Consider the following 13,105-nt stretch of genomic DNA (forward strand, 5'->3'; position numbering starts at 1 on the left):
GGGACAGATCAACGGTCTGCGGAGTCCATGATCGGCGCGCCGTGATCGGAGAGAGCCATGACCGGTGCGCCGTTGTCGGGGAGATCCGGGACGGGTGTGCCGTGATCGGGGAGATCGGGGACCGGTGTGCCGTGATCGGGGAGGCCCGGGACGGGTGTGCCGTGATCGGGGAGGCCCGGGATCGGCGCGCCGGGACCGGCGGGGGAGCTTCCATGAGCCGCCGGCCCCGGGCGCTCCGACGGCTGCTTGGCCATCCGGAACCAGACCACGCGTCCGGCCGGGGCGTCGTGCCACCCCCACGCCGAGGCCAACTGCTGCACCAGCCACAGCCCCCGCATCCCGCCGCTGTCGCAGTCCACATCCGTGTGGACATGGGGCGTGTGGCTGGCCGATCCCTGGTCGGTCACGTCGACCTGGATCGTCTCGGCGCGGTTGGTGACGATCACCGTCACCTGTCCGTTGGGGTGGCGTCCGGAGTCGGAGTGCCGCACCGAGTTGGTCACCAGTTCGGTGACGAGGAGGAGCGCGTCGTCCAGCCGGTCGTGGTCGATGGCTCCGAGCAGATCGCGGACGTACAGCCGGGCCTGCGGGACGGACGCGACGTCCCCGGGGAGCGCTACGTGCCCCAGCAGTTCCGATGTCATCGCGTCACCGTCCCCGCGATCCGTCTGACCATGCCCGCAGGCCGTACAAATCTTTGTAAAATCATCGCGGTTACTGATAAATAGCCCTAAACAGGATGTTCGCCGCCGATATGGATCGGGTACGCGGATCGTTCATGCCTCATGAGCCGGGTACCGGGGGTATGCCCAGTCGAGCCGGAACGTGCGGGTGTGCGTGCCGGCCTCGGCCCCCTCACCGTCGGGGCACCGCGGACGTCCCGCCCACATGCCCTGCCCGCCATGTGCCCCGCTCACATGCCCTGTCCACCCCATGTCCTGCCCACCACGTGCCCCGTCCACGTGCCCCGTCCGGCTGAGCCTCGGCCCCGGGCCGGCCGGATTGCTGAGAGGCTGGCGGCATGCGGATCGACCTGCACACCCACTCCACCGCCAGCGACGGCACGGACTCCCCCGAGGACCTGATGAGGGAGGCCGCCGCGGCCGGGCTGGGCGTGGTGGCGCTCACAGATCACGACACGACCGCCGGATGGGAGGCCGCCGCGGCCGCGCTGCCCGCGGGGCTGACGCTGGTGCGCGGCGCCGAGCTGTCGGGCCGGTGGTACGGCGGCGGGCCGACGGTGGGGCTGCACCTGCTGGCCTACCTGTTCGATCCCGGACACGGGCCGCTGGCCGCGGAGCTGGCCCGGGTGCGCCGGTCCCGCGAGCGGCGGATGGAGAAGACCGTGGCGCTGCTGAACGCCGACGGCATCGACGTCACGGTCCCCGAGGTGAACGCGTACGCGGCCGGCGGCACGGTGGGACGCCCGCACCTCGCCCAGGCGCTCGTCCGGCGCGGCCTCGTCGCGACCGTGGACGAGGCTTTCGGCCCGCAGTGGCTGGGCCACCGCTACCGCCTGGCCAAGGACGACATCGACGTCTTCACCGCGCTCCGCCTGGTGAACGAGGCGGGCGGCGTCTCGGTGCTGGCACACCCGCGCGCGGGCGTCCGGGGCCACGTCGTGCCCGACGCGCTGGTCGCCGAACTCGCGGCGGCGGGCCTGTGGGGCATCGAGGCCGACCACCCGGACCACCCGGCGGCCGAGCGCGCGCACGCGCGCTCGCTCGCCCGCGACCTGGATCTGTGGATCACCGGTTCCAGCGACTACCACGGCACCAACAAGACCACCCCGCTCGGCGCCTTCACCACCGACCCGTCCGTCTACCAGGAGATGGCCGCCACCGCGACGGGCACCGCACCCATCGTCGGAGCGTGAGGCGGACCGCCGGTCACCTCGACCACCGACGTCCCGGCGGGGACGGCCGCCACCGCGACGGGCGCCGTATCCATCGTCATCCATCGTCGGAGCGTGAGAGGGACCGCCGGTCACCTCGACCACTGACGTCCCGGCGGGAACGGGCCTCAGCCGGGCTGGCTGTTGTCCTTGAGCGTGCCCCAGCCGTGCCAGCGGTCGATCTCGATCCAGGCGCTGACCCGGTCGCGGTCCCGCCGCGGATACTCCTTCCCCAGGTACTCCTGGGCCAGCCGGTCGATGTCGGCCAGATCCGTGTCGTCACGTATTTCGGCGACGTGCCCGATGATGCTGAGGTGTGTGTACCAGTTGTCCTCGTCGAGCACGGTGAGGGTGACCCGGGGATCGTTGCGTATGTGGTCCAACCGCTTGCGGCCCTTGTCCATGTTGACCAGAATCCGGCCGTCGTCCCAGAGATACCAGGTGGCCGTGGAGACCGGCTGGCCGTCGGACCGGAGCGTCGCGATGACGGCGGGATTCGGCCTCTTCAGCATGGCTACGGCTTCCTCGGGAAGCGGCGGGTTCGACATGGTCTCTCCACTCCGTATCGGCGTCCCCTGCGGTGGAGGAGGCGCATGCGGTTCATGAGATATACGTCCACGGTGTCACACCCCGGATGGCGCCTGCCCCCGCGCCCCTCCGCACGCCGTCCGTCCCACGGCCGAACGCCGGCCCGACCGCGCGGTCGTTCAGCAGGACGATCGTCCGGCAGGGAGGTCGTCTGGTGCGGTGGCCGTCCGGCAGGACAGTCGTCGGGCAGGGCGGTCGTCCGGCAGGACAGCCGTCCGGCGAGGCGGTCAGTAACCCGTGGCGGGGTCGATCACTCCTTCCAGCGGAAGGCCCTCCCGCAGGCGGCGCACGTTCCGTTCGACCCGCTCGCAGAGCATCCGCATGACGTACTCGGCGGAGTCCGCGCAGTGCGAGGTGATCAGGGCCCTTGGGTCGCTCCACAGGGGGTGCCCCTCGGGGAGCGGCTCGGGGTCCGTCACGTCCAGGCCGGCGGCCGAGATCGTCCCGTCCCGGAGGGCTCCGGCCAGCGCGTCCGTGTCGATGTGCGCGCCGCGTGCGACGTTGACCACGACGGCGTCCGCCGGCAGCAGCGCCAGCTCGGCGGCGCCGATGACATGCCGTGTCTCCGGGGTCAGGGCGAGGGCCAGCACCAGGACGTCGGTCCCGGGGAGTACGGCGTGCAGCGCCGTGGGCGGCAGCGTCTCCCCGGCGCCCTCGACCTTCTCGGGCCGGCGGCGGAGCACCCGGATCCGGCAGTCGAACGGCTGCAGGAGACGGACCAGCTCGGTGGCTATGCCGCCGCCGCCGAGGATCGTCACCCGCCGGCCGTGCAGGGACCGGGGATCGACCGCCGACCAGTGCGGCGTCCGCGCCTGCCGTACGACACTGCGCAGGCAGGCCAGCGTCAACATGAGCGCGTGCTCGCTGACCTGCCCGGCGAACGACCCCTTGGCACAGGTGAAGACCACCGGCCGGTCGAAGATCCCGGACACCGCGAACTTCTCCACCCCCGCCCAGGGGAACTGCACCCACCTGATCCCGGGATGCCCGTCCAGGGCCGCCCGCAGCTCCTCCGGCTCCCCGGGGACAAGCCAGACCAGCCCCTCGGCCTCCGCCGGCGGCACGTTGACGCCCCCACCGGCCGACACGGCCTTCTCGATGTTGGAGCGCAACAGGTCGAGGTCAGGAGAGTTGGCACGGCCATAGGCCGCCCCCATCTCCGCGGACGGGGCGATCGCGATGCGGGCTTCCACGGGCCCACATTCTGCCGCGCCCCGTTGACCTGCCTTTGACCAGGGTGCGCCGCTGCCGGCCGGATCGGGGTCAGCCACAACCCTTGCCCCACCGCCGTCGGTGTCGACGTCCGGCCGGAGCCGGAGCGCCCCTACCGCGGGCCGGAGGGCGCGTCTGAGAGACGGCGGTCAGGCTGGTCCTGATCGTCTGCTGGTCTCGGTTCTGCTTTCAACGAGACCTTCAAGGAACTTCTGGGTCTCCGGGTCCACCGAGTAGACGGCGGTCCCGACCATTCCTCGCGTGAGAAGCACTTTGTAGGTGTTGCGGATCAGCCGATCGGCCTGCTCATCCGTTACTCCACGCTTCGTGAGCGCCGGATCCTTGCTGGCCTTCCGGACGGTGACGAGTTCGCCGTCACGGAAGAGCAGGTCCGGGCCGATGATCACGCCGTTCCAGTCGTATTCGAAGCCTTGCGCGGTGTAGACGCAGCCAACCTGCCCGAAACCGCCCTCCATGGTGGCCCACAGCGCGCTCGCCGGAGCGTCGCCGACGGCTCGGTCGCCTTTGACGTTCCAAGGGCGTGACCAGTCGTCGATCTGGACGTCATGTACGAGCGTGTCGTCGTCAAGCGGATCGCTCCACTTCCAGCAGAAGCCGGCTGTCATGCGCGCGGAGTAGCCTCCATCCAGTCTCCAACGTAGGAGAGCCTCGAGTTCCTGCGGTGAATCGGCCAGTGAAACCGCGAAGTGGTCGTCTCCGAGCCATGACTCGGGACGGTCGCCTTTCAGACCGAGGAGCCGCAGCACCCACTCCTCGTACGCGCGGCTGCCCCCACATCGGAACTGCTCGTCGAGTGATATCTCGCGGACCCGCAACCCCTGAGCCGTCGCATGACTCCTGATCTCCGCGACGGTGCCCATCTCGCCCGGCCGTACAACCTGATGCTCATCCAGGAAGAAGACGGGAACCCTTGCCGCCTCGATCAACTCGTCCACCTGAAAGCGGCCGCTGCGGAGCCGCGCCGGGGTGTACCGGTTCTCCGAGGTCTCACGGATCCGATGCGCTTCGTCGCAGATGAGAGCTTCAAGACCATTGCGCTCTACCTGCATGAAGTTGTTGAAGTATTTGAAGAGGTTCTTGGTCTTGGAGGAGCCCTTCCCGGCGACGCGGCGCATCGTCTCGGTGAATGACCGTGACCCGGTGGCGTGCAGCACTGAGCGGCCCTGTCTCGACAACTCACCGAGGAGCGACAGTGCGATGACGCTCTTGCCGCTTCCGGGGCCGCCGGTGACGATGACCACTTCCTTCGTGTCCGCTCTGCGGGCTCTGTCCACGGCGTTCAGGACGATCTCATACGCGAGCCGCTGCTCCGCCAGAAGGACGAACTGCTCCCGGTCCTTGATCTCCTGGGCGGCCAGTTTGAGTAGCTGCTTGGAAGGACGTACGGAACTGCTGAGCAGTCGGTCGGCCGCGTCAGCACCGGACTCGGGAGCGAACTGATCGCGAAGGTAGGTGAGAAAGGCGCCGCGCCGGGTCTTGGTGAACAGACGGCTCCGCTCGCCCTGATCCCGTGCGTAGAGGTCCTGGACATCGAGGTCGGCCGCGTTGTGGAGGTAGGCCACGCCTCTGACCGCGTCGCTCTGACCCTCCAGAGCTCCGACGAAGTCGGCGATGTATTCGCAGTAGCCCTCGACCTGAAGGGCGGGGTGCAGCTTGGGGCCGCCCGGGGCGCCTTCGACGAGCACGAGCTTCGGATCTTTCTCGAACAGTTCGGCCTGGCTCCACTGCTTCAGTTCCACGACGACGTAGGCATCTGCCGCCGTACGGCGGTCCACCCCTGCGAGCACGACGTCGGCGCGCTTGCTGGTCAGCGGCAGTTGGTATTCGACCAGCATCTCGACATGGCCCAACCCGGCATCGACCAGGTCGCGGGCGAGGACGGGAAGGCTGCGGTCCCAGGACCTGCGCTCGGCCTGGGAGGGGTTGGTGCGCACTGTTCTTCTGAGGTGTTCGGCGATGGCCTCGCTGAGCCGTCTTTCGGGGATCGAATCGTCGGTCGCCAGCTTGGCCAGACTTTCGGCGGAGTGCCGAAATGCCGTCACGGACCTACCCCCAGGCAGCACGAGAGACTCGTGCGGTATGGGGGCGTATCCGTGATCAGCCGATCAGCGGAAGCCCGTCGGGCCGCATCATTACGCCAGGCACATTACAGCGATCATCCGGAAAAATCAGACGAGTGGTGGTGCCTTTCTGGCAGACCCCCGGTAGGTCTCAACGGCATAGCGTTTGTCGCTCTGGTCGAGCTTGGCGTGAGCCGCGTCGATGAGGTCGATCCCCAATACGTCGGCGAGCCGGGACAGATAGATCATGACATCGGCGACCTCGGACCGGAGACGCGCGGCCGACTCCGGGTCGTCCATGACGTTGGAGGACTCTTCGGGCGTCAGCCACTGGAGCTCCGCCAGCAGCTCGCCTACCTCTCCTGCCAGCGCCATCGCGAGATTCTTCGGCGTGTGGAACTGCTCCCAGTCCCTCGCCTGCGCGAACCGCCGCAGCCTGTCGGCCAGCTCTTCAAGATCCCTCATGCAAGCACGCTACAAGGGGAATCAAATGCCGATCGAACGCTGCCCTACCGCCCCTCCGTCCAACTTCGACGATGAAAGGCGAATGGGATCACATGTTCTCGTCAGCACCGGACAAGAGGTTGCTGCCGTCTGCCGTCTGCCGTCTGCCGTCTGCCGTCAGACCAGGCAGGGCGGGGGTCGGGGAGGGGCGGGAAGGAGACGCGGTTGCCCGGCCTGACGGCCACTGGGGGCGATGCTCACCGATCGCCTGACAATGTCATAGCTGACTGTGATTATGGCATCACGTGATGGCGTCGCTCTGTTGACGGCAGGCCGTTGATGATCACATCTGGAAACGACCGGTGAGGAGTACGGTGGCATTGGGACAGATCAGGGGAGGAGCCGTGATGAGCAGACCTCTCGAATCGCCCAATCCCCTGGCCGGCGCCGTGCTCGCGGTGCTGAAGGCGGCCCGCGAGCTGCACGTCGAGATCACCAAGGCGAAGCTGGCGAAGCTCCTCTATCTCGCCGACCTGGACTATCTCGCCGACCTGGACGCCATCGAGTCGGGGCGCACCCAGTTCAGCGGGGCTACCTGGCGATGGGACGATCACGGTCCCTACGATCACGCGCTCATCCGCGCCGAGGACTGGGTGGTGGAGAGCGAACTGGTGGAGCGACGCGACACGCGAAGCGCGGAGGACGGCCCGCATGCGCTCTCCCTGACCGTTGACATCCATGCGCTCTCCCTGACCGTTGACATCGAGGATTCACTCGACCCGGTCTACATGGAGTGTGTGCGGAACGTGGTCCGCCTGCACGGAGGCAAGAACGCGATCGATCTGAAAGACCTCTCCTACGAGACCGCCCCAATGGTCGAGGCGTGGGCCGGCGGCGAGCGGGGAGCACTGCTCGATCTCAACCGAGCGCGGCGCCGTAAGCAGGCGAGGGTCCTTCGTGAACGGTTCCGATCGCGGCGCGGGGTCCGGCCTCCGCAGGAGGACGACCCGGGGGTCGGCGACGCGCTCAGAGCGGAGTTCCTGGAGACAAGAGACGGTCTGAGGCGGGCCGACGCGAAGATAATGGATGATCAGTGAAGGGATCCATCCGCAAGGGTGGCGTCTACCTGGTGTCCGACCGGTCCCTCGCGATGCCCCCAACGGCCAGCGCAACTTCCATCCGAAACGGCCAGTGATCGTTCTCAGCGGTGACGCGAAGAACGAGCAGGCCGCCTGGCCCCTGGTGTACGTCGTTCCCACGTCGACGGCCACCACGCTCAGGACCGAATACTGCGTCAAGCTCGCCCAGGGACTCGGCAACCTCTCGAGCAAATGCTGGGTGCGGACGGTATGTGCCCAGCCCTTCCTCAAAGAGGAGCTCGGCGACTACTTGGGGCGGTTACCGGCCCAGGTCGTCTTGCTGATCGAGGAAAATCTGTTCGCCTACATGGGGCTCACCGACTGAGGGCGTGACGACCATGCCCAAGGGGTCGATTGTGACGTCGACCCCGGCCGGATTCTGACCTGATGGGGATCAACGCCGGGTGGCGGAGGGCGGAACCTTCGCCGGGATGGACCGGAGCTCCTCGGTGTCCGAAACGATGGAGAACGAGATCGCGTAGCGCCTGACCAGCTCAGAGAGATTTGCGATGATGGCCAGGCAGGGATGCGGATCACAGAGGATGGGAGGGGTGAGGTGATGGCTTATGACCCGAAACTGGCTGCGGCGCTCTCGGGCGCCACACTGCGCCAGCTCGCACACTGGCGCAAGGCCGGCGTGAGTCGTGGCGCGGTGTTGATACCGGAGATCTCCAGCACGCGCCCCGTCCTCTACTCCTTCCGCGACGTGGTGGCGCTGCGGACCTGCGTCAAGCTGCGTAACGACGCCTCACTGCAGAAGATCAGACAGGCGCTCGACACTCTCCGTGATGATCTGAAGGAAAGCGACCATCTGTCGTCCTACACACTGGTCGCCGACGGCAGCAGCATCTACCTGGCAGCGCCTGATCAGGCGGTCGACCTGGTGCGGAAGAAGGCCAACGTGGTCATCCACGAGATGGTGGATGTCCTGCAGCCCTTCTACCGCGGCGGCAGGCACATCCCGCCGTTGCTACAGCCCCGTGCGCACGTGGCGGTGGATCCGGCGATCCGGGGCGGGGTTCCCGTGATCGAAGGCACCCGCGTCCCCTACGACGAGGTCGCCGCGCTGCTCCGGGACGGGGTGTCGCCGGAGCAGATCTCCGACTACTACCCGAGCGTCACCGCCATGGCTGCCCTGGATGCTGCCGATTTCGCCGACTACGTTGACAGCTACGATCCCCCCAAGGAGCCGCGTGAGGCTGCTGCTGGATGAGAACGTCTCCAGGCCGCTCCACCAAGCCATTGCCGCCTTCGTTCTGGGTCATGAGATCATCCACCTGCTGGATCTCGACCGCTGGTCCGGGATCCGGGATGAGAACCTCTATCCTCGGGCGGTGGCCGAGGGGTTTCACGTCATCCTGACCAATGACGCCAGGCAGATGCAGCGTCCCCGGGAGGTCGAGGCGATCGCTGCTTCCGGGCTGCACCGGATTGAATATCCCCACAAGCACCCTGGCTTGGTCGGGATCGGTCTCGCGATCGCCACGGTCGCAGCCGGGCTGCCCGCTGCCCTGGCCTTCCTCGCCGAGGCGGACGGACAACGCTTGGTGACACTGCGTGGCATCGACCCGACCCCCGCCAGCCGCCTACGCGTCGTCGACCCGGCTGCCGCTCCGCCCAAGTACTGGCCGGATCTGAATTAACCCTTCCGCTCGATTGGACATCGGCTCTGCCTCGATGGCCTTCGGGAGGCTTTATGTCGTGGCTATACGGCTTTCGCCCCGGATGGCGTCGTGGGCTGTCCGATCGGCCGCCGCGGCCGTCATCCGTACAGCAAGCTTGAATCATGCATGACGAGGAGATCACCAGGGTGACGACGGCCTTGCCGGCGAGTGCCAATCCGGCCGTCGCCCCGCAGGGCCGGAGGCGGCGCTGGGTGAGCGTGCTCGCCTGGCTGGTGGTGTCGCCGTTCGCGGTGTGGGCGGGGCTCCGGCTGATCCCTGCCGACGTGCACTTCCGATGGGTGCAGCTCGTGGCGTTCACGCCCTATGTGGCCCTCGCCTCGGCTGTCGCCCCGCTCGTCGCACTGGTGTCGAGGCGGTGGGCCGCACTGGCTGTGAGCCTGGTGGTGACCGCGACGCTGGCGGCGTGCGTCGTCCCGCGTGCGCTGCCGGACGGTGGCCGGACGCCCTCGGGCCCGGCGTTACGGATCCTCTCCTCCAATCTGGAGGTCGGGGCGGTCCCTCCGTCGGTTCTTGTCGATCTCGTGCGGAGGCTCCGCCCCGATGTCCTCGCCCTCCAGGAGCTGACGCCATCGGCCGCGGAGGGGCTCCGGAAGGCGGGGCTGGCGACGCTCCTGCCGTACAAGGCGGAACTGGCGCTGGAGGGGCCACGTGGGTCAGGTGTCTACGCCCGGTACGCGATCACGCCGGGGCGGGCCATCGAGTACGGCTTCGGCCAGATGGTGGCCACCGTGGAGGTGCCGGGGGCGGGACCCGTCGGCATCGTGTCCGTGCATCCCTGCGCCCCGAGTGATGAGACGGGGTTCCCGTGCTGGGCAGCCGGCCTGGCGGCGCTGCCCCGCCCTGGCGGTGCCATACAGGTGCTGGCGGGGGACTTCAACGCCACACTTGACCACGCCCGGATCCGCGACCTGCTGGACGCGGGCTACCAGGACGCCGCCGACGCGACGGGCGACGGCCTCACGACCACGTGGCCGTTCCGGCCTCGGAAGTTCAACGGCTTCGACATCCCCATTGTGACGATCGACCACATCCTGGCCGACCGGCGCGTGGGCGTCCGCTCATTCGGCGTGCACCTGCTTCCGGACACCGACCACCGGGCGGTCTTCGCCGAACTGGTCCTCCCGCGTCGCTGACCCTCTCCCACCGGCCCATTCGCCAGGCTCGTTGGCCCATGGCCGGCCCTCGAACGCCATGTCCGCCCTTTTCTGATGGGTCAGGGTCGTGCGGCGGAGGGTGGGACCTTCGCGGGGACGGAGCGGAGCTCGTCTTCGAGGGCGTCGACGAGGTTTCTGGCCGCCTGGCGCAGCCGTACGCGGCGGGCGCTGAGGTCTTCGGCGAACCGCCGGGCGGTCGGGCCCACCCAGACGGGCCGGCCGGTGAACTGGCCGTGGGCGGGGTCGAGCGCCGCCTCCAGGATGGCGACCCGTGCTCTGACCTCCGCCAATGTCTGTTCCAGCACCTGCCGCCGCGGGTTGGGCACCAGGTCCTCCGGACGAGGATTCATATATCTCCTCTGCGGATGCCGATACAACGGCGGTTTCATTGGACATTATTGGATCTACGGCACACCGGCCAGCCCTGGAGGAATTCATGGCATGTTCTGTACGGCGCGGCGTCATGGTGTGCGTGGTTGTGTTGCTGGCGGTGGTGTCCGGATGCGGTGACGGTGGCCCTACGGCGGCGGAGGCGGGGGAGACGCTCAAGGCGCATATCACCGAGTTGATGAAAGAGCGCCATGCTTTGGATGTCCAAATTACTGATTCTGGTGGACGTGATATTCCCTGTGGTGAGGGTAAGGCCAAGCGGACCTTCGCGGCTGTCGGTAGGGATGCGGCGGAGCAACGTGGGCCGGACAATCTAAACGATCTCCTGCTTGGGGCGCTCTCCCGAGTGGCCCCTTACCGGATTGCCGAAGACAGAGGAAACGCTCCTATCCGGCTCGCCAACGACGAATACAAGACGGTGATTATCTTGGAGTCGCCGGGCAGCGGGCAGTACGGGGTCCGAGGCGAGACCGAGTGCCTCCCAAGTTCCTGAGCTAACTGTCGAAGGCCAGGCCTCGTTCCTTGCCTCGCTTGTTGCGACTCTCGAACCGGTCTGCCATGGCGCCGGATAGATTCCCCAATGAGAGTTCGTCCTTGCTGTCCATCCCATTGGCGACGATCCATTTCTCGAAAGCCTCAAGTCCCTTGTTCCTCTGTTTGATCAATTCGGAGAACGGTTTGAGGTTGCCGTGCGCGTCGGCGACGGCCACGCCGGGCGGACAGGCGGCCTGGAACTCGGCGGGCGTCACCTTCGGGGCGAACCCGTTGGCCATGAGTATTTGCGCGTATGCGTGCTGGCGGCCGAGGGTTTCGATGCCGTCCGCCTTGTCGGCCCGGTCCATCCGGGTCTCGTCCTCTTCACCGAAGGCGCCTTCGGCGGAGAGGGAAGTGCTCAGCGCGAGCCAGGCGAAGTCGTACGCCAGGGTGGGCGCGGCGAATATGCTCGTCAGTCCGATGGCGGTGTCGCGGGTGAAGTTCACCACGTCCTTGCGCTGTTTGTCGATCATGTCCAGATTGCCCTGGACCTTCTCGATGGCGGCCCGCTCGAAGCCGCGCACGTTGCCCAGAGCGGTGAACACCTGGTCCAGGCGCTTGACGTCCCCGGTCCGCCGGGTCGTCGCCGACGCGTCGGCAATCAGTTTCTGGGAGAACCGCCCCATCCCCTCGTCGAACGGGGCGAGGTTCTCGGCCGAGTCGGCGAAGAGCTTGAGGAAGCGGTAGGTGTCCTCGGGGCTCAGGGTGAACGCGGACCTCATGCCGAACGCCGAGGTCGAGGGCTTCAGCACGCTGTCCTCGGTCATGTTCGCGTCGCCGATGTTGGCGCCCTCGGTGATCTCGGTGGCGTAGGCGCCGGCGATCTCGGCCAGGTGGACCCGGATCCCCTCGCCGAGTTTGAGATCGTCCATCGTCGTCATCACGGTGAAGGCGAACGCGGCCGACTCCTTGCTGTGCTTGCCGTCGTCCTCGTCGTAGGCGCCGGAGGCTGCGGCCAGCATGCGTCCGAAGGCGTCGGCGTTGCTGTCCGAACCGGCGTACTTGGCGTCGGCTGAGTCGTTGAACTTCTTCAGGAACTCCTTCAGCTTCGACTGGTCCTTGGCGTACGGCCCGGTCACCGCCGCGATTGCCTGTCGCGCGGCGGCCGGGTTGTTGCCCAGGGCGTAGAGGAAGCCCGAGCCGATCTTCTTGGGATCGGCCAGGCCCTGCTTCAGCACCACGTCCGTCAGCCACTCGGCGGGGAACTTCCCTCCGCTCAGCAGCAGGCCCGCCTTGGGGCCCGCGTTCCGTATCGCGTCCTTGATCTTGACGAAGCCCGGGACGCGCGATCCGGCGGTGACCGCGGTGCCGAAAGCCTGGCTCACCATGCGGAGCACCTCGTCGTCGGGATCGGGAGTGGCGGCGAGCGGTCGGGGGTGGGAGGAGTCCAGGTTCTTCCGCAGCAGCGCGGGGAGCCCGATGGTGCCTTCCGTGCCGAGGGCGGCGAAGAAGGCGGCGGTGAAGTCGGCGTCGTTCTTGTGGGCGGCCAGTTCCTTGACGATCTGCCCGTACTCGTCGGAGGAGGGGCGTCCGAGCCAGGGCACCTCCACCGGTTCGATGTCCAGGAAACGCCTGCCCAAGGCCGTGCCCTGCCGCTGGGCCTCCGCGGGGGAGAGATGTCTCCCCTCGCTGTAGCCGACCATCCCGGAGCCGGGCAGCCACGGCGCCAGGTCGTCGCCCGCCCGGATGGTCTCATTGCGTTTGCGCAGTCCCGGCAGTTCGTCGTCGATCCAGCCTTCGATCTCCTTGATCGGTTGCAGGTCCGCCGCCGACAGCTGCGCCGTGGCGAGCAGCTGCCGGATCCGCTCGGACTGCTCGCCGATCACGTCGCGGCCGCGTTCCAGCGCGGTGACGAAGCCCTGCATCAGGTCGGGGTCGATCCCGGTGAAGTCCGGCGACAAAGGCCCCGTCCCCGATGCCATCGACTCCATCATTCCCCTCATCCTATTTTTAGTTATTTCACTCTAGCTACCTAATGAGCATA

General features: G+C 67.5%; 14 protein-coding genes. 7 read left to right on the forward strand and 7 right to left on the reverse strand.

The window, feature by feature from the left end:
* Positions 1–8: 8 nt before the first annotated feature.
* On the reverse strand, positions 9–644 hold the full coding sequence (locus tag J2S55_RS24660) for an ATP-binding protein (protein WP_306865421.1): 636 nt from the start codon (positions 642–644) through the stop codon (positions 9–11).
* A 377-nt stretch (positions 645–1,021) separates the two neighbouring features.
* Here J2S55_RS24660 and J2S55_RS24665 point away from each other — a divergent pair, with 377 nt between their 5' ends.
* Positions 1,022–1,876: a PHP domain-containing protein gene (locus J2S55_RS24665; protein WP_306865422.1), complete on the forward strand. Its 855-nt coding sequence runs from the start codon at positions 1,022–1,024 to the stop codon at positions 1,874–1,876.
* 146 nt (positions 1,877–2,022) lie between these two features.
* Here J2S55_RS24665 and J2S55_RS24670 read toward each other — a convergent pair whose 3' ends face one another.
* From J2S55_RS24670 to J2S55_RS24685, 4 genes are all read right to left on the reverse strand, one after another.
* Complete coding sequence (locus J2S55_RS24670; RefSeq protein WP_306865425.1) at positions 2,023–2,442, reverse strand: PPOX class F420-dependent oxidoreductase; 420 nt, start codon at positions 2,440–2,442, stop codon at positions 2,023–2,025.
* A gap of 267 nt (positions 2,443–2,709) precedes the next feature.
* Positions 2,710–3,675, reverse strand: coding sequence for a D-isomer specific 2-hydroxyacid dehydrogenase family protein (locus J2S55_RS24675; protein ID WP_306865428.1), 966 nt, complete (start codon positions 3,673–3,675; stop codon positions 2,710–2,712).
* A gap of 168 nt (positions 3,676–3,843) precedes the next feature.
* Entirely contained in the window at positions 3,844–5,757 is a 1,914-nt protein-coding gene (locus tag J2S55_RS24680) for a DUF2075 domain-containing protein (protein ID WP_306865431.1), read from the reverse strand.
* A gap of 126 nt (positions 5,758–5,883) precedes the next feature.
* Positions 5,884–6,240, reverse strand: a complete 357-nt coding sequence (locus J2S55_RS24685) for a nucleotide pyrophosphohydrolase (protein WP_306865433.1) — start codon at positions 6,238–6,240, stop codon at positions 5,884–5,886.
* A 386-nt stretch (positions 6,241–6,626) separates the two neighbouring features.
* Between J2S55_RS24685 and J2S55_RS24690 the strand changes: the two genes are divergently transcribed.
* The 5 genes from J2S55_RS24690 to J2S55_RS24710 all read left to right on the forward strand — a co-directional run bounded on the left by J2S55_RS24690 (position 6,627) and on the right by J2S55_RS24710 (position 10,176).
* A complete protein-coding gene (locus J2S55_RS24690; protein ID WP_306865435.1) occupies positions 6,627–7,316 on the forward strand; it encodes a hypothetical protein in 690 nt (229 codons plus the stop codon).
* Positions 7,317–7,410: 94 nt separating this feature from the next.
* Positions 7,411–7,683 (forward strand): type II toxin-antitoxin system PemK/MazF family toxin, encoded by a 273-nt coding sequence (locus J2S55_RS24695; protein ID WP_306865437.1) that lies wholly within the window; start codon positions 7,411–7,413, stop codon positions 7,681–7,683.
* Positions 7,684–7,917: 234 nt separating this feature from the next.
* Positions 7,918–8,571 (forward strand): DUF433 domain-containing protein, encoded by a 654-nt coding sequence (locus J2S55_RS24700; protein WP_306865440.1) that lies wholly within the window; start codon positions 7,918–7,920, stop codon positions 8,569–8,571.
* Positions 8,552–9,001 (forward strand): DUF5615 family PIN-like protein, encoded by a 450-nt coding sequence (locus J2S55_RS24705; RefSeq protein ID WP_306865442.1) that lies wholly within the window; start codon positions 8,552–8,554, stop codon positions 8,999–9,001. The genes J2S55_RS24700 and J2S55_RS24705 overlap by 20 nt, the downstream gene beginning before the upstream one ends.
* Positions 9,002–9,144: 143 nt before the next feature.
* Positions 9,145–10,176 (forward strand): endonuclease/exonuclease/phosphatase family protein, encoded by a 1,032-nt coding sequence (locus tag J2S55_RS24710; protein WP_306865443.1) that lies wholly within the window; start codon positions 9,145–9,147, stop codon positions 10,174–10,176.
* 80 nt (positions 10,177–10,256) lie between these two features.
* On the opposite strand, the gene J2S55_RS24715 is transcribed toward J2S55_RS24710, so the two are convergent.
* The gene (locus J2S55_RS24715) at positions 10,257–10,547 is read right to left on the reverse strand and encodes a hypothetical protein (protein WP_306865445.1); all 291 of its coding nucleotides are present in this window, start codon (positions 10,545–10,547) and stop codon (positions 10,257–10,259) included.
* 122 nt (positions 10,548–10,669) lie between these two features.
* Here J2S55_RS24715 and J2S55_RS24720 point away from each other — a divergent pair, with 122 nt between their 5' ends.
* Positions 10,670–11,080 carry a hypothetical protein gene (locus tag J2S55_RS24720; RefSeq protein ID WP_306865448.1) on the forward strand — a complete coding sequence of 137 codons (411 nt, stop codon included), beginning with the start codon at positions 10,670–10,672 and terminating at the stop codon, positions 11,078–11,080.
* A 1-nt stretch (position 11,081) separates the two neighbouring features.
* On the opposite strand, the gene J2S55_RS24725 is transcribed toward J2S55_RS24720, so the two are convergent.
* Positions 11,082–13,043, reverse strand: a complete 1,962-nt coding sequence (locus J2S55_RS24725; protein ID WP_306865451.1) for a DUF6571 family protein — start codon at positions 13,041–13,043, stop codon at positions 11,082–11,084.
* Positions 13,044–13,105 lie beyond the last annotated feature (62 nt).

Source organism: Streptosporangium brasiliense, assembly GCF_030811595.1.
Classification (GTDB): domain Bacteria; phylum Actinomycetota; class Actinomycetes; order Streptosporangiales; family Streptosporangiaceae; genus Streptosporangium; species Streptosporangium brasiliense.